This is a genomic window from Mycolicibacterium sichuanense, assembly GCF_033741125.1.
GTDB lineage: Bacteria > Actinomycetota > Actinomycetes > Mycobacteriales > Mycobacteriaceae > Mycobacterium.
Genome location: NZ_JAWQPU010000003.1, coordinates 91408 through 110670, shown reverse-complemented (window position 1 = coordinate 110670; position 19263 = coordinate 91408). Strand labels below are relative to the sequence as shown.

The following is a 19263-nucleotide window of genomic DNA, read 5'->3' as shown; positions in this document are numbered from 1 at the left end:
TGGAAAAGTCCCGGTGCTGCTAGCGGGCAGCCACCTCACTTGTCCATGAGTCAATCAAAGTCTCGGACCACCTCCCTTCCTGTGTAGAAGCGAAGGTACTCCCGAATCTTGGTGCCGACAACCGATTTTGGCGCCGACGATCATCCCTGCTCAGCCATCGCCCGGTCGACGAGCGACGCCATGTCGACGATCCCGGACGGACTCGGCAGAACGAGGCCATCCAGGGTGTGCACGCGGGCGGCCAGCGTGATGCTCGACAGCAGCCAGAGTGCCTGCGCCGCGTCGAGATCCGCCATCCGCAGCGGACGTTCCTCACACGGCATGCCCTGGGCTCGGGCCGCCGCGAACACCGCGCGCACGGTGATGCCCGGCAGAATCGGCATCGACGGTGGCGGGGTGGCCAGCACACCGTTGCGGTCGGCGATCACCACACTGGAGCGAGGCCCCTCCAGGACGAAGCCATCCGAACTCGTCAGCACCACCTCACCCACGCCGAGCCGTTCGGCATGACGCAGGGCGGCGGCGTTGAGCGCATAGGACAGCGACTTGGCACCGGCCAGCGACCAGGGTGGCACGTCACCGGCGGCCGTCACCCCTCGGTCCAGTGTCACCGCCGACACCCCGTCGCGGCGCGAGGTGTGCACCCGCGGTGGCAGTGTCGATACCGTCACCAAGCCGGTGGGCTCGCCTGCCGCACCGCGGCCGTAGACCATCCGCAGCACCGCGTCTTCGGCGTCTTCGGCGTCTTCGGCATCCGGCCACGCCGCGCACGCGGCGACCGCCGCGGCCCGCCACAGCCCTGGGTCCGGCGGCGGAAGCCCGAGGATCGCCGACGACCGCACCAGCCGGTCGAGGTGTGCGGCCAGTAGACGGGCCCGTCCGTTACGGACCAGCAGCGTCTCGAAGACTCCGTCCCCGCGGGCGACCATCGGAGCGGCCACGTCGACGATCGGGTGGCTCGGCGGCACGACCCGACCGTCGAGTGTGACGACGACGCCGATGCCCACCATGGGGGTCGAGGGTAACGGGACCAAACCTCCGTACGCTGGAGGGATGTCCGCAATCCCAGCTCCAGAGTCCGGGCCAGACGTCGGCGCCACGTGGCATTTCGGCGACCCCTTCGGTGAGCAGCGCGCCGCGGCGACCGATGTGGTGGTGGTGGATCGCTCGCACCGGGCGACCATCCGGCTCACCGGTGACGAGCGCCGCAAGTGGCTGCACACGATCTCGAGCCAGCAAGTCAGCGAACTTCCCGACGGGGCGGTGGTCGAGAACCTCAGCCTCGACGCGCAAGGGCGAGTCGAAGATCACTGGCTGCAGACCCAGCTCGACGGCGCCACGATCATCGATACCGAGCCCTGGCGCGGTGAGCCCTTGCTGGCGTATCTGCGCAAGATGATCTTCTGGGCCGACGTCGTGGCCGACCCCGCCGACCTGGCGGTGCTCTCGCTACTGGGACCCAAAGTGTCCGGCGCGGCGGTGCTCGGTGCCATCGGCGTGCCGGCACTGCCCGCGCCGGCGACGGCAGTGCCGCTGCCCGACGGCGGGTTCGTGCGCACCGTTCGCGACGGCGAGGTCGATCTGGTGGTGCCGCGCGACGCGGCCGCCGGCTTGTGGGACCGGCTGCTCTCGGCCGACGTGCGACCGGCGGGCATCTGGGCCCACGAGGCGCACCGCGCCGCGGCCCTGCATCCCCGCCTCGGCGTCGACACCGATGAGCGCACCATCCCCCACGAGGTGGGCTGGATAGGCGGGCCGGGTGAGGGCGCCGTGCACCTGGAGAAGGGCTGCTACCGAGGCCAGGAGACCGTTGCCCGGGTGCACAACCTCGGAAAGCCGCCCCGCATGCTGGTGCTGCTGCATCTGGACGGGTCAACCGACCGGCCGGTGACGGGTGACCCCGTGCTGGCCGGGGGGCGGCCGATCGGTCGCCTTGGCACGGTCGTCGACCACGTCGACCTCGGCCCGATCGCCGTCGCCCTGCTCAAGCGAGGCGTGCCCGCCGACACCCAATTGACCACCGGCGGCGAGGTCGAGACCAGTGCTCTGATCGACCCCGACTCGTTGCCGGCGGCCGCCGGCGTGGGCGCCGGACGACTGGCAGTGGAACGTCTGCGGGGCACTCAGCGCTGAACGCGGTGTCGCCGCACCGCCGCTGAGATGGCCCTGCCAGCATGAGACCGCCGGGCACGGTAAAGTATCGACAGGACGATAAATACACTCAGATCGGAGCCGCCTGCTAATCGGGCCGCTCCGTTATTGCGCGAGGGGGTCCCCCATGGGCCGCGGCCGGGCGAAGGCGAAGCAGACGAAGGTTGCTCGTGACCTTAAGTACAGCTCGCCACAAACCGATTTTCAACGGTTGCAACAAGAGCTGGGCGGCGGTTCAGGCTCCCCCGAGCCGGACAGTCTCAACGGCGACGGTCTCATCGATGACCGGTGGGCCGACGACGACGACTGGCGGCGCTGAGTCGGTCGCGTCAGCGTCCCGGTCCGGAACAGCCGCTCAGAACCTCGGGTGCTGCCCGACCAGCTGAGCGCGGGACTCCCCCTTGGCACCCTTCTTGACGGTGCCCAGGATCCAGCAGTCCAGGTGACGCGCGGTCAAGATCGCCAATGCTCGGTCGGTGTCCTCCGGCGCGACGACGGCGACCATGCCGATACCCATGTTGAACGTCTTGTCCATCTCGGCGCGCTCGATGCGTCCGCGCTGGGCGATCATGGCGAAAACCGGTGCGGGCGTCCATGTTCCGCGGTCCAGTTCGGCGCTCAGCCCATTGGGGATGACACGCTCGAGGTTGCCGGCCAAGCCTCCGCCGGTGACGTGACAGAACGTGCGGACCTGCGTCTCGGCGGTGAGCGCCAGACAGTCCTTGGCGTAGATGCGCGTCGGCTCGAGGAGCTCCTCGCCTAGAGTGCGGCCGAACTCCTCGACGTGACCCGCCAGGTTGCCCCGGTCGATCTCCAGCAGCACCTTGCGCGCCAGCGAGTACCCATTGGAGTGCAGGCCGGTGGAGGCCATGGCGATGATCACGTCGCCGGGCCTTACCCGGTCGGGACCGAGAACGTCGTCGGCCTCGACCACGCCGATGCCGGTCGCCGAGATGTCGTAGTGATCGGGCGACATCAGGCCAGGGTGCTCGGCCGTCTCACCACCGAGCAGAGCACAGCCCGCGATCACGCACCCGTCGGCGATCCCGGAGACGATCTCGGCGACGCGCTCGGGGACGGTGCGGCCGACGGCGATGTAGTCCTGTAGGAACAGTGGCTCGGCACCGCACACCACCAGGTCGTCGACGACCATCGCGACGAGGTCTAGACCCACGGTGTCGTGTTTGTCCATCGCCTGAGCGATGGCCAGCTTGGTGCCCACGCCGTCGGTGGACGACGCCAGCAGCGGTTCGCGATACCCGCTGCGCAGCGCGAACAGCCCGGCGAACCCGCCGAGCCCTCCACGCACCTCTGGTCGGGTGGCCTTCTTCGCAAGCGGTTTGAACAGTTCGACCGCGCGGTCACCCGCCTCGATGTCCACCCCGGCAGATGCGTAGGAGGCGCCGCTGTCCTCAGCCCGCTGATCCTCGCTCATCGCGCCCAAGGGTACCGGGCGCAACCAGCGCGGCGCACATTCCATCCCCCTGTCCGATTCCGTATGACACGCTGAGCCCCGATGCCTCCTCTGATGCCAGCTGCGATCACGGCCGCGCTGGCGATTGCGTTCGCACCGATGGCCACCGCCGCGGCCACCCCTGGGATCGACGTCCAAGCCGACGTCCTGGCCCAGTCGAGGGTGAACGGATACGACTACGTCACCAAGCAGATCACCATTGCGCCCGGCGGCAGCACGGGATGGCACTGGCATCCCGGCCGGGTGTACGGCGTGATCCGTGCGGGCACGCTGACCCACGACTTCGCCGACTGCTCCATCGATGGCCTCTACCCGACGGGTGCGCCCATCACCGAGGCGAGCGGCCCGGACCACGTGCACATCGGTCGCAATCTCGGGCCGGATCCGGTGGTGATGTGGGTGCTCTACATCGTTGCGGCCGGTGAGCCGTTGGCCGTCGACGCGCCGAATCCGGGGTGTCCGTTTGAATAGGCCCCCAGGCGGACACTCATACCCTCATGTCTGACACGGAATCACCCCGTTTGCTGGTGACCGGCGCGACCGGTTACATCGGCGGGCACCTGGCCGCCCTGCTGGTGGAGCGGGGTTCGTCCGTGCGGGCGATGGCCCGGACCCCCAAGAAGTTGGACGACGCACCGTGGCGCGACAAGGCCGAGGTGGTCCGTGGCGACTTGTCCGACGCCGAGTCGTTGACCGAGGCCTTCGAGGGGGTCGACGTCGTCTACTACCTGGTGCACTCGATGGGCAGCTCCAAGGATTTCGTCAGCGAGGAGGAGCGATCGGCACACAACGTGGCCGCGGCCGCCACGAAGGCAGGGGTGCGCCGCATCGTCTACCTGTCGGGTCTGCACCCAGAAGGTGAGCTGTCGCGGCACCTGGCCTCGCGCAATGCCGTCGGCAAGATCCTGATGGAGTCCAGCGTGGAGACCGTGGTGCTGCAGGCGGGCATCGTCGTCGGCTCGGGCTCGGCGTCGTTCGAGATGATCCGGCACCTCACCGACCGCCTGCCCGTGATGACCACTCCCAAGTGGGTGCGCAACAAGATCCAGCCGATCTCCATCGACGACGTGCTGCACTATCTCGTCGAGGCGGCCACCGCGCCGGTCGAGACGTCGCGCACGTTCGACGTCGGCGGCCCCGACGTCCTCGAGTACGCCGACGCCATGCAGGTGTACGCAGACGAGGCCGGATTGCGCAGGCGGTTCATCGTCGCGCTGCCGCTGCTCACGCCCACCATCGCGAGCTGGTGGGTCGGCCTGGTGACGCCGATTCCGTCCGGCCTGGCGCGACCGCTCGTCGAGTCACTGGAGCACGACGCGGTGATGTCCGAGCACGACATCGACGGGGTCATCCCACCACCGCCTGGCGGTCTGATGGGTTACCGCGACTCGGTGGAGCGGGCGTTGCGGCAGGACGGCACCGCGGGACGCGGCCGACGCCACCTCATCAGGTTCAGCTCCGCCACACCCGAGTGAGGCCTCACGGCCGCCGCAGCGCCGAGGCGTTGTCGTTGTCGGCCTGTACGCCGGTGCGCGCCGCATTCGCGAGCATGTGCTCGATGACGTTCTTGCCGAGTGCGGACTCGCTGGGCAGCTCGATCGGGTACTCGCCGTCGAAGCACGCCGAACACAACCGCGACGCCGGCTGCTCGGTGGCGGCGATCATGCCCTGCTGCGAGATGTAGTTCAGGCTGTCGGCACCGATCGCCCGGCGCACCGCATCCAGCATCTCGTCTTCGTTGGCACCGGCGTTCGAGGCGTTCGCGATGAGCTCGGCCGGGGTGGCGAAGTCGATGCCGTAGAAGCACGGCCACTTCACCGGTGGAGAGGCAATGCGGACGTGCACCTCGAGGGCGCCGGCCTCACGGAGCATCCGGATCAGCGCCCGCTGAGTGTTGCCGCGCACGATCGAATCGTCCACGACGATCAACCGCTTGCCGCGGATGACTTCCTTGAGCGGGTTGAGCTTGAGCCGGATGCCGAGCTGGCGAATGGTCTGCGAGGGCTGGATGAACGTGCGCCCGACGTAGGCGTTCTTCATCAGCCCCTGGCCGAACGGGATGCCGGATTCCTGCGCGTAACCCACGGCGGCGGGGGTGCCGGACTCGGGCACGCCGATCACCAGGTCGGCGTCGACGGCAGATTCGCGGGCGAGCCGCCTGCCGATGTCGACGCGCGTCGCGTGCACCGAGCGACCGCCGATGATGCTGTCGGGTCGGGCGAGGTAGACGTATTCGAAGACGCAGCCCTTGGGAGTTGGGTTGGCGAAGCGGGTAGATCGCACGCCGTCGGCGTCGATGGCCAGCAGTTCCCCGGGCTCGATGTCGCGGACGAACGCGGCGCCGACGATGTCGAGCGCGGCGGTCTCGGAGGCGACCACCCAGCCGCGGTCCAGCCGGCCGAGCGACAGCGGCCGCACACCATGGGGATCGCGAGCGGCGTAGAGCGTGTTCTCGTCCATGAACGTCAGGCAGAACGCCCCGCGGACCGTCGGGAGCAACTCCAGCGCCGCCTGCTCGAGCGTCGCATCCGCGGCACCGTGGGCCAGCAGTGCGCCGAGGATGTCCGAATCGGTGGTCGCGGCCGTCGCGCCGCGCGTCTCGACCAGCCCGGCCTCCCTGGCGCGGGTGGCGAGTTCGGTGGTGTTGACCAGGTTTCCGTTGTGTCCGAGCGCGACGCCGGTGCCCGCGGCGGTGTTGCGGAACACCGGCTGGGCGTTCTCCCACGTGGTGGAGCCGGTCGTGGAGTAGCGGCAGTGCCCGATGGCGACGTGGCCCTCCATCGCGGCCAGGGTCTGCTCGTCGAACACCTGACTGACCAGGCCGAGATCCTTGAACACCAGGACCTGCGAGCCGTCCGCGACGGCGATGCCGGCCGCTTCCTGTCCTCTGTGCTGCAGTGCATACAGGCCGTAGTACGTGAGCTTCGCCACGTCCTCACCGGGTGCCCAGACGCCGAAGACGCCACATTCTTCCTTGGGCTCGTTCTCCGTCTGCTCGATCTGCTCGGCGGTCACGATCAGTTTGCTCCCTGGGGGCTGTGGGTGACGTTGGCCAGTCTACGGTCAACATCGGTCGAAGGTGGAATCAAGGTGCGGTGTCGGTGAACTCTGCAACGCCTACGCACCTCGGTTCATTTCGGAAGTTCGACCACCGGCAGCCAGTCACTGATCTCCCCGGCCCGCGAACCCGAAGACGACAGCGTTCCTTCCGCGGTCGCCTCGGCAACCGTCAGCAAGCCGGTCGCCAGCCGCAGCCAGGTGCGCGGATCGGTCTCGACCACGTTCGGAGGATTCCCCCGGGTGTGGGCCAAACCCGAGATGCACTGCACCGCAACGAAGGGCGGCACCCTCACCTCGACGCTGGCACCGGGGGCCAGCGTCGCCAACGTCCTGGCCGTGAGCCGGACCGCCTCGGCGATCGCGGTGCGCTCCGGCACTCCGGAGGCATCGTCGCGCAGCCAGTCGGACAGCGCCACGACCGCCGCGCGGGTCTTGGCCGGATCGGCGGTACGTCGGGCAGCCATACCCTAGTCTCGCAAGATGGCTCTGGACCGCCGTCGGCCGCCATACCGGCTGGCTGGCGCCACGTCGTTGGCGATGGTCGCGGTACTCGGATTCCTGCTCGCCAAGCAGTACCGCGGTGACTTCACCGGGTGGACTGAACTGGACGTGGTGGCGAACCGAGCCGGTCTCGTCGTCGACCCCGGTTCCAAGGTCACCTTCAACGGCGTCGAGATCGGACGGGTGACGCGGATCGAGGCGGGCCGCGCCGACGGTGCCGATCGGGCCCGGTTGGTGATCCAGATCGACGACCGCGACATGACGGCGATCCCCTCCAACGTGGTCGCGGACATCCGGGCGAGTACTGTGTTCGGCAACAAGTACGTGGCCCTCAGTTCACCGAAAACTCCTTCGGCAGAACATGTCTCGCGCGATGACGTGATACGGGTGCAGTCGGTGACGACCGAGTTCGACACGCTCTTCGAGACGGTCACCTCGATCGCCGGCAAGGTCGATCCGATCAAGCTCAACCAGACCCTGACCGCAACCGCGCAGGCGTTGAGCGGGCTCGGCACCAGGTTCGGCGAGTCCCTGGCGAACGCCGACGCCATCCTCGGCGACCTCGATCCCCAACTCCCCCGTCTGCGCCGGGACGTGGCGGCCACCGCCGACCTGGCCGACGTCTACGCCGACGCCTCGCCGAGCCTGTTCGACGGCCTCGAAGCATCGGAGACCACGGCCCGCTCGCTCGACACCCAGCGCCGCGACGTCGACGCCGCGCTGATGGCCGCCATCGGATTCGCCGAGACCTCGGCGGACCCGCTCGAGAGGTCGGGACCCTTCTTGGTCCGCACCGCCTCTGATCTGGTGCCGACGACCAAGCTTCTCGACGACTACCGCGCGATGATCTTCTGCACGTTGCGCAACTATCACGACGTGGGACCGCGAATCGCGCAGTCCCTCGGCGACAACGGGTACTCGCTGGTGACCTACGGCACCGTGATGGGCGCGGGCAATCCGTACGTCTATCCCGACAACCTGCCGCGGGTGAACGCGCACGGCGGGCCCGAGGGACGGCCGGGATGCTGGCAGAAGCTCACCCCCGACCTGTGGCCGATGCCGTATCTGGTGATGGACACCGGCTACAGCATCGCGCCGTACAACCACGTCGAACTCGGTCAGCCGCTTGCCACGGACTACGTGTGGGGCCGCCAGATCGGCGAGCCGACCATCAATCCGTGAGCCTTGACGTCAACGATGGTTGAGGTCCTAGCTTCGGCTGCATGACGTTCACACCGGAGGAAGTCGAGTTCATGCGGGGCGCCGATCTCGGTCGGCTGGCCACCGTGCAGCCCGACGGCACGCTGCAGAACAGTCCCGTCGGGTTCACCTTCAACGAGACGCTGGGCACCATCGACGTCGCGGGCTACCGCATGTCGCGCAGTCAGAAGTACCGCAACGTCGCCGGAAACCCCGGGGTCGCGTTCGTGGTCGACGACATCACCTCCAGAGACCCGTGGCGGGTGCGGTGCCTCGAAATCCGCGGCACCGCCGAGCAGGCCGTCGTCGAACCCGCGACGGGTGGGGCGGGCGATCCACTGGACACCGCGATCATCAGGATCACGCCGCGCAAGGTCATCAGCTTCGGCATTGCCGGCCCCGACCGCGACCCTCACCTGCTCGAGGTGGACGTTCGCGAGGTCTGAGCCCGCACCGCCAGCGCGGTCAGCGCGCCGGCCTCGTTGATCGCGAGGTGCACCAGCATCGGTGCGACGAGACTGCCCGAGCGGTCGTACAGCCAGCCGAACGCCCAGCCGGCCGCGCCGGTGACCAGCACCGTGCCCGCGACCGGCTCACCCGCGCCGCGGGCGTCGGCGACGTGCGACAACCCGAATGCCGCCGCCTGCAGGACGCGCCCCCACCGGTCGCCGAATGCTTGCGCCGCAACGGTTCCCAGCGCACCGCGGAAGGCAGCCTCCTCGGGCCAGATCGTTCCGACGGGGATGCGCACCAGCAGCCAGGCCGCCACCGGCGCCGGTAGCTCGCGCGCGGCCATGCCAACCCGGATGGGTGGTAACGCGGCCGAGGCCGCCACCGCAGTGGACACCGCCGAGGCCGCAGCCAGTCCCCAGCGTGCGCCGCGTCCGCGGGCCGGCGATCGCATCCCCAGCGGCGCCCGAGTCCATCCGACGAGCAGCGTTGCGAGCACCGCGTGGATCGGCACCAGCCAGCGGTCCGGCAGTCGCGGCGCCACCGACCCGGTCCACCCGATCAGCGCCGCGGCCAGGATCGTTGCGCGAAGACGATTGCGCGGCATCAATATTCACCATTGGTGCGCTCGATCACCGTGCGTACCCGCCCGGCGCCAACCCAGGCGATGTCGAGCCGGACCAGGCTCGAGGCCCAGGTCAGTAGTGGATGGAGTTCTCCAGTCACCCGAACAGAGCGGGCAGCACGCCCTCCGACGTGCGGCGCAATTCGTCGAGACTCACGGTGAACTGGCCCTGAACCTCGATGGACGGGCTGCCCTCGTCGACCACGCCGATGCGTTCGGCAGGCAGCCCGCGGGCCTCACACATGGCGCGGAAGCGGCTCTCCTCGGTACGCGGTACCGCGACGAGAACCCGGCCCGCCGATTCGGAGAACAGCGTGACGAACGGGTCGGCACCCTCGGGAAGGATGATCCGACAACCGGTTTCTCCGGCCATCGCGGCCTCGACGACCGCCTGGATCAGCCCACCCTCGGACAGGTCGTGCGCGGCCGAGATCAACCCGTCGCGCGACGCGGACACCAGGACCTCGCCGATGAGCTTCTCGCGCGCCAGGTCCACCGCGGGGGGCAGCCCACCGAGGTGGTCGGCGGTGACCTGCGCCCAGATCGAACCGTCGAACTCGTCGCGGGTGTCCCCGAGCAGCATCAGCGTCTCACCGGGCTCGGTGCCAAGGCCGGTGGGGATGCGGCGGTGCACGTCGTCGATCACGCCGAGCACGCCGACTACCGGCGTCGGCAGGATGGCCGTGGTGCCGGTCTGGTTGTAGAAGCTGACGTTTCCGCCGGTGACCGGAATGCCAAGGGCCGCACAGCCATCGGCGAGGCCTCGGACGGCCTGGGAGAACTGCCACATGACTCCGGGGTCTTCGGGTGAGCCGAAATTCAGGCAGTTGGTGACTGCGACCGGGGTGGCACCGGTGACGGCGACGTTGCGGTAGGCCTCGGCCAGCGCCAGTTGTGCACCGGTGTACGGGTCGAGGAACGTATAGCGGCCGGATGCGTCGGTCGAGATGGCGATGCCACGACCGGTGGCCTCGTCGATTCGCAGCACCCCGCCGTCGGCGTGCTCGGCCAGCACGGTGTTGCCACGGACGTAGCGGTCGTACTGCTCGGTGATGAAGGCGCGGCTGCACAGGTGCGGGCTGCCCAGCAGGGCGAGCAGCGTGGCGCGCAATTCGTCGCCGGTCGACGGGCGGGGCAGCCCGGCGGAGGTGTCGGCATTCAGCGCGTCCTGGGTGTCGGGCCGCGCGACCGGGCGCTCGTAGACCGGGCCCTCGTGGGCGACGGTGCGGGGCGGCACGTCGACGACGGTTTCGCCGTTCCAGGTGATCTGCAGACGGTCGCCGTCGGTGACCTCGCCGATGACGGTCGCCAGCACCTCCCACTTGCGGCACACGGCCATGAACGCGTCGACGTTCTCCGGCGCCACGACCGCGCACATGCGTTCCTGCGACTCGCTGGAGAGCACCTCGGCCGGGGTCATGAACTTGGCCCGCAGCGGCACCTTGTCCAACTCGATGGCCATGCCGCCGTCGCCGGCGGATGCAAGTTCTGATGTGGCACAAGATAATCCGGCACCACCGAGGTCCTGGATGCCGATCACCAGACCCGCGGCGTACAGCTCGAGGCAGCACTCGATGAGCACCTTCTCCATGAACGGGTCGCCGACCTGGACCGAGGGCAGCTTCTTGCGACCCGGCCCACCGCCCTCGTCGCCGCCGAAGGTCTCCGACGCCAGCACCGAGACGCCGCCGATGCCGTCGAGTCCGGTACGCGCGCCGAACAGGATGATCTTGTTACCGCTGCCCGACGCGAAGGCCAGGTGCAGATCCTCCTTGCGCAGCACGCCAACGCAGAGCGCGTTCACCAGCGGGTTGCCCGCGTACGACGGGTCGAACACGGTCTCGCCACCGATGTTGGGCAGCCCCAACGAATTTCCGTATCCTCCGACGCCGCGCACCACGCCGTCCAGGACGCGCCGGGTGTCGGGTGCGTCGGCGGCACCGAAACGCAGCTGATCCATCACCGCAACCGGACGGGCGCCCATCGCCATGATGTCGCGGACGATGCCGCCGACACCGGTGGCGGCACCCTGGTAGGGCTCGACGTAGGACGGGTGGTTGTGCGATTCGACCTTGAAGGTCACCGCCCAGCCGTCGCCGATGTCGACCACGCCCGCGTTCTCGCCGATGCCTGCGAGCATCGAGGCGCGCATCTCGTCGGTCGTCGTCTCGCCGAAGTAGCGCAGATGCACCTTCGAGGACTTGTAGGAGCAGTGCTCGCTCCACATCACCGAGTACATGGCGAGCTCGGCGTCGGTGGGCCGACGACCGAGGATGCCGCGGATTCGCTCGTACTCGTCGTCCTTGAGACCGAGTTCGCGGAATGGCTGCGGCTGATCGGGGGTGGTAGAGGCCTGCTGGACAGTGTCCACTTCGTGGGAGAACCCGGACGTCACCGACTCATTCTATTGGCAGCGCGCGGATCGGCCGCACCAGCGGCCGACGGCGTCCGCTATCGGCGCAATCGGGCTACCCCGCGACGCAGAACGCGTTGCCCTCCGGGTCGGCGAGAACCACCCAGTCGAAGTCCGGGCCGAAGCTGTTCCGACCCAGCTCCGTGGCACCGGCGGCGAGCAGCCTGGCCACCTCCGCCTCCTTGTCACCAGCGTGGAAGTCCAGGTGCACCTTGTTCTTGCCAGGTGTCGGATCCGGTACCCGCTGGAACCCCAGCGTCGGGCCGTCCGTGCGGGCGACCATGACGAACTCTCCCGGCGCCACCGCGTTGAGCTCCCCACCGACGGCGTCGTTCCACCAGGCGGCGAGTGCGTCGGGATCGGAACAGTCGAACGTGACCATCGCGATGTCGAGGCTCATGACCCGACGCTAACTCACTCCGGTGACAGAAATGCCCGCAATGCGGCGGCGTAGGCCGGTACGTCCGCGGCGCCCATCAATTCGCGCGCCGAGTGCATCGCCAACTGCGCCGCACCGACGTCGACGGTCGGGATGCCAGTACGCGCCGCGGTCATCGGACCGATCGTCGACCCGCACGGCAGGTCGGCGCGGTGCTCGTAGCGCTGCAGCGGCACCCCGGCCTGCGCACACGCCAGCGCGAATGCCGCAGCCGTCCGACCATCGGTGGCGTAGCGCAGGTTCGGCTGCACCTTGAGCACCGGACCACCGTTGACCTCGATGAGATGGCCGGGCTCGTGCCGCTCGGGGTAGTTGGGGTGCGTGGCATGCGCCATGTCCCCCGAGGCGACCATCGAGCCGGACAGGCGGCGCAGGAAGTCCTCGCGCGAGCCGCCGGCGGCCAGGGTGATGCGTTCGAGCACCGTCGGCAACAGTTCGGACTGGGCGCCGTGGTCGGACGTGGAGCCGACCTCCTCGTGGTCGAACAGCGCCAGCAGCGGCACGGATCCGCCAGGTTCGGCGGCCAGGAACGCGGCCAGTCCTGCGTAACAGGTGCCCTGGTTGTCCAGGCGCGGCGCGCTGACGAGGTCCCGATCGGCGCCGACGAGTGACGAGCCCGTCAGGTCGTGAGTCATCAGGTCGGCCGCCAACACGGCGGCCGGGTCGACGCCGGCTCGCCCCGCGACGAAGTCGACGAACGACGTCGAGCGGTCACCGACCCCCCAGACGGCGTTGACGTGCCGCTGCGGATTGAGTTCGACGCCCTTGCGGTCCTCGGACAGATGGATGGCCAGCTGCGGCACCCGCAGGATCGGGTCGTCGATGCGGACCAGGACGTCCTCCACCGCTGACCCGCGGCGCACGGACAGCCGGCCGCTGATGCCGAGGTCGCGATCGAGCCAAGAGTTCAGCCAGGCGCCGCCGTACGGTTCGAGGGCCACCACCCGCCAGCCCGCCACGGACCGGTCGGGATGCTGCTTGACCCGCAGATTGGGGCTGTCGGTGTGACCGCCGACGATGCGGAACGGCGCGCCCCGGTCTGCGGCCTTCCACGCGACCAGCGAACCGGCTCGCACGGTGAAGTAGCCCGCGCCGGGTTCATCGTCCACGGCGCTGGGCCAGGCGTCGGCCTCCGGGAGTTCGGTGAAGCCAGCCGCGCGCAACCGTTCTGCCACGGTCGCGCAGACGTGGAACGGCGATGGGGAGGCGTCGATGAAGTCGCACAGGCCCTGGGCCGACGCGTCGACGGAAGACCCGGGCGTGGCGGAGTTCATGAAGTCCATCCTTACCCGATGAGGCGCCTGAGGTGGCGATAGGGTCTGATCGTGATTCGTCGTCCGCAGCCGATTCTCACACCTCTGACGCCTGCCGCCATCTTCCTGGTCGTCACGATCGACGCTGGCGGCGAGGACACGGTTCACGATGCGTTCGCCGACCTGTCGGGTCTGGTCCGCGCCGTCGGATTCAGGAACCCCGCAGCGCATCTGACGTTGGTGACGGGGATCGGTTCGGCGGCCTGGGACCGCCTGTTCGCCGGGCCCCGCCCGGCCAGTCTGCACCCGTTCCGGGAATTGACCGGAGCACGGCACCACGCGCCGGCGACCGCGGGTGATCTGCTGTTCCACATCCGCGGTGAGTCGATGGACGTGTGCTTCGAGCTGGGCGGGCGGGTGCTGGCGTCGATGGCGGGTGCGGTGACCGTCGTCGACGAGGTGCACGGGTTCCGCTTCTTCGAACAGCGCGACCTGCTCGGCTTCGTCGACGGCACCGAGAACCCGGATGGCCCGGAGGCGGTCGACGCGGTCCAGATCGGTTCCGAGGATCCCGACTTCGCCGGAGCGAGCTACGTCCACGTGCAGAAGTACACCCACGACATGGCGGCGTGGAACGCGCTGAGCGTCGACGAGCAGGAGCGGGTGATCGGGCGCAGCAAGCTCGAGGACATCGAGATGGCCGACGACGTGAAGCCCTCGAACTCCCATCTGGCGCTGAACGTCATCTCCGACGACGATGGCAACGAGCTCCAGATCGTCAGGGCCAACATGCCGTTCGGCACCTTGGGCAATGGCGAGTCGGGTACCTACTACATCGCCTACGCGGCCGATCCCGGAGTGACCGAACGCATGCTGCGCAACATGTTCATCGGCGACCCGCCCGGCAACACCGATCGCATCCTGGACTTCTCGACCGCACGCACCGGCACGCTGTTCTTCGTACCGACCGCAGACTTCCTCGACGATCCTCCACCGCTGCCCGATGGCGACTCCGTCGCAGCCGACGCTCCCCCGCCAGCTCTGGCACCCACGTCAACCGGCTCCCTGTCGATCGGCAGTCTGAAAGGACAACCTCAATGAACAACCTCTACCGCGATCTGGCTCCGATCACCGAGGAAGCCTGGGGCGAGATCGAGCAGGAGGCGACGCGAACGTTCAAGCGGCACATCGCCGGACGGCGCGTGGTCGACGTCAGCGAGCCGAGCGGCCCCACGACGGCGGCCATCAGCACCGGCCACCTCACGGGCGTCGACGCGCCCGGCGAGGGCGTCGTGGCCCACCTGCGGGTGAGCAAGCCGCTGGTGCGCCTGCGCGTGCCGTTCACGATCTCGCGGACCGACGTCGACGACGTGGAGCGCGGTTCGCAGGACTCCGACTGGGATCCGGTCAAGGCGGCCGCCAAGCAGCTGGCCTTCGCCGAGGACCGCGCCATCTTCGAGGGCTACGAGGCCGCCGACATCGACGGCATCCGCGCCTGCAGCTCCAACCCGGGGCTGGCGCTGCCGCAGGACCCGCGCGAGATCCCCGACGTGATCTCCCAGGCGCTCTCCGAGCTGCGGTTGGCCGGCGTGGACGGACCGTACGCGGTGCTGTTGTCGGCCGACGTCTACACCCAGGTCAGCGAGACCACTGCCAACGGCTATCCAATCCTCGAGCACATCAACCGGCTGGTCGACGGTGACATCATCTGGGCGCCCGCGATCGACGGCGCGTTCGTGCTGTCCACCCGCGGGGGAGACTTCGACCTGCAGCTCGGCACCGACGTCTCCATCGGCTACCTGTCCCACGACGCCGCGACCGTCCAGCTGTATCTGGAGGAGACGCTCACGTTCCTCTGCTACACCGCGGAGGCGTCGGTGGCGTTGACGCCGTAGCCCGTCTTGCGGTTTGGGCGCGTCGTCATTCGGCCGTCGAACGGAAGGCACACCCAAGTCATCTCTAGCGCGGCGCCACCAGAGAAGACACTTCGTCGAGTCTCCGACCGATCAGCATGGTGCCGACCTTCCACACATCTTGGAACTCGCTCTGCTCGGGCCCCTCAGGGACCAGGCTTGGTCGCAGGTTGCGAGGTCGTACGCGCGCGCGGGCGTGTCATCACCGGTCAGCACCGCCACCTCGCCGTCCGAAGCGATGTATGAATATCCCAGGCTCTCGATGTCGCACGTCTTGCCGCTCTGGCCACTTCGCAGATCGTATTGCTGCCAGATCCGCTGATCGGCATCGGTTGAGATGAAGAGCTTCTCGCCGATGAGACGTGTGTACGGCATCCCGGTCGACCTCGGGAGGACGAGAACTTCACGACCGTGCAGATTCAGGACCACGTCGGACGATGGCGTGCGCACCATCGGAAGATCGCGGGAACCGGTGAGCAGATTGGCCGTAAAATCGGGGCTCGCCAGCAACGCACCCGAATCATCGAAGAAGGCAACTCGATCCGAGAAGGGGTCGTCCGTTGCCGAGAACTCGTATCCGAACCCTCCGGGATACACATACGCCCGCCCCAGCCGAATACCCTGCGGCACTTGAGGTTTCACCTCCTTGCCGTCTGCCACTGAGAAGACGACGTCGGCGGTGGCTGAGCCAAGACCACCCTGAACGGCTACGGGCTGCGGCGACTCGTCACGTTCCCAGTCCTTGGGCTGACCGATGATTCCGTTGCCAGGCACGAACCACGTCAATTGCGCATGCGAGCCCACGCCGTGCGCGCCTGCACCGCTCACCGTCGCGACGGCATAGTCACCGACCTGTTTCACCAGCGGCTCGCCCTGGGTGGACGAGATCCGCACGACCGTCGGACCGTCGAACAGCATCGACCCTTGCTCGGTATCGACCACCCACGCGTGCGTGGGTTGTTTGGATCGCGATCTTGCCGGACGCAGAGCACCATCGCGGGGCCGTTCCCGAAGCAGGCAAAAGCCAAGGCATTCTTGGACTTACCGAGCTCAACCGGCGCAAGGATCCGACGACCGGTCGTCACATCGATGCCGACCAGCCACCAACCGGTGCCCGAGACGCCGAGGAGGTATCCATTGTCGCCCGAATTGTCGAGCAGTTTGAGGACGGTACCGGGCGGCATACCGAGCTGCTGGGCTGAGATCGTCCATCCAATCACCGGTGAGTTCCGCATCGAACTGGTCAACAGTGCCTGCGCCGGGAGTCCAAGAGAGGACTCACGGGGTGGCACCTGCGCGACCGGCTTATGCGTCGCCACGAACACCATGGCGGTGACGACGGCAACGACGAGTATCGCTAGCACCGAGCCGATGACCTACCACCACCGCACCCGCGAAGGTTGCACTATGTCGCACTCTCGAACTCGGCCAGGCGCTGGAGCGCCCGACCGTCGGCGAGTTCGTCGCGCCGATCGGCATTGATCCAGTAGAACCGAACCAGCCGACGAAGCGCGTCTCCCCCGGGGGTGTACGAATCGATGGCCTGCGTCCTGACCTTCCCATCGCTGAACTTCACGAACAAGGTGTGCCTCACTGGCGGAGGCCTTCCTTCTCGACGGTCCGCGATGTCGACGACGTCCTCCCACCTGCCCTCGACGGACGAGACGCCCTGCCCCAGCTCGAAACCTTGAGGAGAGAGCCGCTGAAGGCTGTTGCCACCACGCTTGAACAGAATCCAAAGGTTGCCCAGGCCGGTCAGGGTGAGCACGATCGCGGCTATCGTCCACGTTCGCTGACTGCCGTAGGGCACCGGAAGGTCGATCTCGCCCCGTGGAGCGAAGACGGCGTAGACGGCCACCGCAAGGACGGCGACGACCGTCGCATATAGGAATAGTCGATCGACGATCAGATCTGGGCGGATCGTCGTCTGGTGATCCTCGACTTCCGCACGAGGCTTCACCTTGCCCGCCAGTATGCGCACCAACGCCGACTCCACGCCAAGGAAGGCCAACGCGATCCCCGTCGGGACCACCGCCGTCGCAACCTCCCCGCGTGTCAGTGCCCGGACGGCAGCCACGACGCACAGCAAGACCAGAGCCGTGGCAACCACGAAGAAGAAGACTGATGTCAAGGATTTCTTCACGGTGGACACACCAATTCGCCGACGAATTCGCCAAGTTGCCCGAAGCCGTATCCACCGGTTCCGCTGGCGAGGCCCGCCCAGACGGGACCCAACTCGGGTGCCATGGCGGTCAGCGCGACGTCGACGGTTACGCCGCCAGCGAGCCCCATGCCGCCCTGCCACGCCGCGACACATGCGTCGTGCTTGGTCTCCGCCGTCGCCACGTCGTAGAGCGACGCCACCACACCGAAGGCAGGTCCCCCAAACTTCGCACCCGCGCCGATGTCGTTCAGGGCTCGAGCACTGAGGCCTGGGATGCCGCGCTCGGTCTGCTTCTCCAAAGCCGTCATCGACCCTCCTACGACGTCCGGAATGGGGTCGGCGAAGAATGCGTCCGCCAGCGTGCCGTGCCTGCCATCCGGAGTCGTCACCGCTCCGCTGCACTTCCCGTCGGGAGTTCGCGTCATCACCACGGAGGTGCCATTGGACCACCAGACGTTGGTCGTCTCAGTCCCGTCCTCCCCGTGGACCGTCTCGGCAATCGACACTTCGTTTCCGTTCTGATCGTATTGCGTCACCTGCAGGGTGCCCTCCGGCAGCACGTGAGCGCTCGGCGGCCAGCCTCCCTCTTCCTTGATCACCTGCTTGCTGCCGTCGACCATGTAGAGGGTCTTGTAGTGGTTGCCGTTCTCGTCGGTCGACTCGGTGGTCTCGCGAACCGACGTCGCCATGTCTTGGTTACGAGCCATGTCTTGAAGCTGGCGGCCACCCTCCGTGCTGGGGTCGGGTACCTCATCACCGGGAACCGGGGGAATGGGGCCCGGCGGCCCCATTCTGTGAACCTCGAAGGCAGCGCCTTGCGCGGCTCTCGCCACGAGTAGTGCCTGTGTGGTGTCGTCATCAGCGTCACCGACAGCCACCAGCAACGCATTGATCTCGCCTTGCGCAGTTCGGGCTTGGACCTGCAGCGCGTTGGCATGCTCAGCGGTCATCGCCGCCGGCTTGATCTGGACCACCCAGTTCTCGCTGACGCTGAGCTCGGTGCGATCGATCGCATCGGCCTCCGCCAACAGGTCGGTTCTCGCCTTTCCGATCCCCGCGCTGCCATCCCGCAATGCCTTCGCCACCGCCGCGGCGTAGTCCTGATATTGCGAGGCTCTATTGACCGCCCGCCTGAACATCTCGGTCGCGGCCGAATGTGCCGCGCCCTGCCACGCCCGCATCTCATTCATCCGGTCACAACCATCGTCGAGTTGCCACACCGCTCGATACACCGACTGACCGGCGTTCTCGATCGATGCCGCACCCGCGCTCAACGAATCGGGAATCCAGCTATTCAGCCGGGATCTGGTGGGCAACACGTGCTAGAACAACTTCTTGAAGCCATCGGCGAGTGCACCGTCCTCTACCTCGTATCTGTCACCGGCGCCTCGTACGGCAATGCCCATCGCCGCAACGTCGTCGATGACGTCCTTGGCTGACAGATAGAGATGATCGCCCACTTGTCTCGTGGCCCACTGCGTCTCCGAGCCAGGTAACCCGTCGGCGGCAGAGCTGGCCGCGCCGTCGACATTGACGTCCCGCAGCGCCGAGGACGCCTGGTCGACCTGACCCGCGAACGCACGCAACAACTCTGGATCGACCAGCATCGAGCACCCCCGC

Annotated in this window: 19 protein-coding genes and 1 pseudogene; 8 read left to right on the top strand and 12 right to left on the bottom strand. The window is 67.9% G+C overall.

Annotation, left to right across the window (positions count from 1 at the left end; translation table 11 throughout):
- Nucleotides 1-140: 140 nt before the first annotated feature.
- Complete coding sequence (locus SBI80_RS10885) at nucleotides 141-1010, bottom strand: aminodeoxychorismate lyase (protein ID WP_318974515.1); 870 nt, start codon at nucleotides 1008-1010, stop codon at nucleotides 141-143.
- A gap of 43 nt (nucleotides 1011-1053) precedes the next feature.
- Between SBI80_RS10885 and ygfZ the strand changes: the two genes are divergently transcribed.
- Both ygfZ and SBI80_RS10875 read left to right on the top strand, forming a co-directional pair.
- Nucleotides 1054-2133, top strand: a complete 1080-nt coding sequence (gene ygfZ / locus SBI80_RS10880; RefSeq protein ID WP_318974514.1) for a CAF17-like 4Fe-4S cluster assembly/insertion protein YgfZ — start codon at nucleotides 1054-1056, stop codon at nucleotides 2131-2133.
- Between the two features lie 145 nt (nucleotides 2134-2278).
- Nucleotides 2279-2470 carry a DUF3073 domain-containing protein gene (locus tag SBI80_RS10875; RefSeq protein WP_318974513.1) on the top strand — a complete coding sequence of 64 codons (192 nt, stop codon included), beginning with the start codon at nucleotides 2279-2281 and terminating at the stop codon, nucleotides 2468-2470.
- Between the two features lie 36 nt (nucleotides 2471-2506).
- On the opposite strand, the gene purM is transcribed toward SBI80_RS10875, so the two are convergent.
- Nucleotides 2507-3586 (bottom strand): phosphoribosylformylglycinamidine cyclo-ligase, encoded by a 1080-nt coding sequence (purM, locus tag SBI80_RS10870; protein WP_318974512.1) that lies wholly within the window; start codon nucleotides 3584-3586, stop codon nucleotides 2507-2509.
- Nucleotides 3587-3679: 93 nt separating this feature from the next.
- Here purM and SBI80_RS10865 point away from each other — a divergent pair, with 93 nt between their 5' ends.
- Entirely contained in the window at nucleotides 3680-4096 is a 417-nt protein-coding gene (locus SBI80_RS10865; protein ID WP_318974511.1) for a cupin domain-containing protein, read from the top strand.
- Between the two features lie 26 nt (nucleotides 4097-4122).
- Nucleotides 4123-5100, top strand: a complete 978-nt coding sequence (locus SBI80_RS10860) for an NAD(P)H-binding protein (RefSeq protein WP_318974510.1) — start codon at nucleotides 4123-4125, stop codon at nucleotides 5098-5100.
- 4 nt (nucleotides 5101-5104) lie between these two features.
- On the opposite strand, the gene purF is transcribed toward SBI80_RS10860, so the two are convergent.
- Both purF and SBI80_RS10850 read right to left on the bottom strand, forming a co-directional pair.
- The gene (gene purF / locus SBI80_RS10855; RefSeq protein ID WP_318974509.1) at nucleotides 5105-6640 is read right to left on the bottom strand and encodes an amidophosphoribosyltransferase; all 1536 of its coding nucleotides are present in this window, start codon (nucleotides 6638-6640) and stop codon (nucleotides 5105-5107) included.
- A 116-nt stretch (nucleotides 6641-6756) separates the two neighbouring features.
- Nucleotides 6757-7149 carry a sterol carrier family protein gene (locus tag SBI80_RS10850; RefSeq protein WP_318974508.1) on the bottom strand — a complete coding sequence of 131 codons (393 nt, stop codon included), beginning with the start codon at nucleotides 7147-7149 and terminating at the stop codon, nucleotides 6757-6759.
- Between the two features lie 16 nt (nucleotides 7150-7165).
- Here SBI80_RS10850 and SBI80_RS10845 point away from each other — a divergent pair, with 16 nt between their 5' ends.
- Both SBI80_RS10845 and SBI80_RS10840 read left to right on the top strand, forming a co-directional pair.
- Entirely contained in the window at nucleotides 7166-8368 is a 1203-nt protein-coding gene (locus tag SBI80_RS10845) for an MCE family protein (RefSeq protein WP_318974507.1), read from the top strand.
- A gap of 41 nt (nucleotides 8369-8409) precedes the next feature.
- Nucleotides 8410-8832 (top strand): PPOX class F420-dependent oxidoreductase, encoded by a 423-nt coding sequence (locus tag SBI80_RS10840; protein ID WP_318974506.1) that lies wholly within the window; start codon nucleotides 8410-8412, stop codon nucleotides 8830-8832.
- Here the strand turns inward: SBI80_RS10840 and SBI80_RS10835 are convergent.
- The 4 genes from SBI80_RS10835 to SBI80_RS10820 form a co-directional block, all read right to left on the bottom strand.
- Nucleotides 8799-9443 (bottom strand): Rv0804 family intramembrane glutamic endopeptidase, encoded by a 645-nt coding sequence (locus SBI80_RS10835; RefSeq protein WP_318974505.1) that lies wholly within the window; start codon nucleotides 9441-9443, stop codon nucleotides 8799-8801. The two genes, SBI80_RS10840 and SBI80_RS10835, sit on opposite strands and share 34 nt — an antisense overlap.
- A gap of 115 nt (nucleotides 9444-9558) precedes the next feature.
- Complete coding sequence (gene purL, locus SBI80_RS10830; RefSeq protein WP_318974504.1) at nucleotides 9559-11856, bottom strand: phosphoribosylformylglycinamidine synthase subunit PurL; 2298 nt, start codon at nucleotides 11854-11856, stop codon at nucleotides 9559-9561.
- 73 nt (nucleotides 11857-11929) lie between these two features.
- Entirely contained in the window at nucleotides 11930-12274 is a 345-nt protein-coding gene (locus tag SBI80_RS10825) for a VOC family protein (RefSeq protein ID WP_318974503.1), read from the bottom strand.
- A gap of 14 nt (nucleotides 12275-12288) precedes the next feature.
- Nucleotides 12289-13587: a M18 family aminopeptidase gene (locus SBI80_RS10820; RefSeq protein WP_318974502.1), complete on the bottom strand. Its 1299-nt coding sequence runs from the start codon at nucleotides 13585-13587 to the stop codon at nucleotides 12289-12291.
- Nucleotides 13588-13638: 51 nt separating this feature from the next.
- On the opposite strand from SBI80_RS10820, the gene SBI80_RS10815 reads away from it, so the two are divergent.
- Together SBI80_RS10815 and SBI80_RS10810 are read left to right on the top strand one after the other, a co-directional pair.
- The gene (locus tag SBI80_RS10815) at nucleotides 13639-14667 is read left to right on the top strand and encodes a Dyp-type peroxidase (RefSeq protein ID WP_413232697.1); all 1029 of its coding nucleotides are present in this window, start codon (nucleotides 13639-13641) and stop codon (nucleotides 14665-14667) included.
- Nucleotides 14664-15461, top strand: coding sequence for a family 1 encapsulin nanocompartment shell protein (locus tag SBI80_RS10810; protein WP_318974501.1), 798 nt, complete (start codon nucleotides 14664-14666; stop codon nucleotides 15459-15461). The genes SBI80_RS10815 and SBI80_RS10810 overlap by 4 nt, the downstream gene beginning before the upstream one ends.
- A 111-nt stretch (nucleotides 15462-15572) precedes the next feature.
- Here the strand turns inward: SBI80_RS10810 and SBI80_RS10805 are convergent.
- The 4 genes and pseudogenes from SBI80_RS10805 to SBI80_RS10785 form a co-directional block, all read right to left on the bottom strand.
- Nucleotides 15573-16714: pseudogene (locus SBI80_RS10805) on the bottom strand (hypothetical protein).
- 170 nt (nucleotides 16715-16884) lie between these two features.
- Complete coding sequence (locus SBI80_RS10795) at nucleotides 16885-17622, bottom strand: hypothetical protein (protein ID WP_318974498.1); 738 nt, start codon at nucleotides 17620-17622, stop codon at nucleotides 16885-16887.
- Nucleotides 17619-18962, bottom strand: coding sequence for a hypothetical protein (locus SBI80_RS10790; RefSeq protein WP_318974497.1), 1344 nt, complete (start codon nucleotides 18960-18962; stop codon nucleotides 17619-17621). The genes SBI80_RS10795 and SBI80_RS10790 overlap by 4 nt, the downstream gene beginning before the upstream one ends.
- Nucleotides 18963-18965: 3 nt before the next feature.
- Nucleotides 18966-19250, bottom strand: a complete 285-nt coding sequence (locus SBI80_RS10785; RefSeq protein ID WP_318974496.1) for a hypothetical protein — start codon at nucleotides 19248-19250, stop codon at nucleotides 18966-18968.
- Between the last annotated feature and the right edge of the window lie 13 nt (nucleotides 19251-19263).

Excerpts from the sequence above, each read along its gene's own strand:
- SBI80_RS10885 (WP_318974515.1), bottom strand. The coding sequence starts at position 1,010 with ATGGTGGGCATCGGCGTCGTCGTCACACTCGACGGTCGGGTCGTGCCG.
- ygfZ (WP_318974514.1), top strand. The coding sequence starts at position 1,054 with ATGTCCGCAATCCCAGCTCCAGAGTCCGGGCCAGACGTCGGCGCCACG.
- SBI80_RS10875 (WP_318974513.1), top strand. The coding sequence starts at position 2,279 with ATGGGCCGCGGCCGGGCGAAGGCGAAGCAGACGAAGGTTGCTCGTGAC.
- purM (WP_318974512.1), bottom strand. The coding sequence starts at position 3,586 with ATGAGCGAGGATCAGCGGGCTGAGGACAGCGGCGCCTCCTACGCATCT.
- SBI80_RS10865 (WP_318974511.1), top strand. The coding sequence starts at position 3,680 with ATGCCAGCTGCGATCACGGCCGCGCTGGCGATTGCGTTCGCACCGATG.
- SBI80_RS10860 (WP_318974510.1), top strand. The coding sequence starts at position 4,123 with ATGTCTGACACGGAATCACCCCGTTTGCTGGTGACCGGCGCGACCGGT.
- SBI80_RS10850 (WP_318974508.1), bottom strand. The coding sequence starts at position 7,149 with ATGGCTGCCCGACGTACCGCCGATCCGGCCAAGACCCGCGCGGCGGTC.
- SBI80_RS10845 (WP_318974507.1), top strand. The coding sequence starts at position 7,166 with ATGGCTCTGGACCGCCGTCGGCCGCCATACCGGCTGGCTGGCGCCACG.
- SBI80_RS10840 (WP_318974506.1), top strand. The coding sequence starts at position 8,410 with ATGACGTTCACACCGGAGGAAGTCGAGTTCATGCGGGGCGCCGATCTC.
- SBI80_RS10835 (WP_318974505.1), bottom strand. The coding sequence starts at position 9,443 with ATGCCGCGCAATCGTCTTCGCGCAACGATCCTGGCCGCGGCGCTGATC.
- SBI80_RS10825 (WP_318974503.1), bottom strand. The coding sequence starts at position 12,274 with ATGAGCCTCGACATCGCGATGGTCACGTTCGACTGTTCCGATCCCGAC.
- SBI80_RS10820 (WP_318974502.1), bottom strand. The coding sequence starts at position 13,587 with ATGAACTCCGCCACGCCCGGGTCTTCCGTCGACGCGTCGGCCCAGGGC.
- SBI80_RS10810 (WP_318974501.1), top strand. The coding sequence starts at position 14,664 with ATGAACAACCTCTACCGCGATCTGGCTCCGATCACCGAGGAAGCCTGG.
- SBI80_RS10785 (WP_318974496.1), bottom strand. The coding sequence starts at position 19,250 with ATGCTGGTCGATCCAGAGTTGTTGCGTGCGTTCGCGGGTCAGGTCGAC.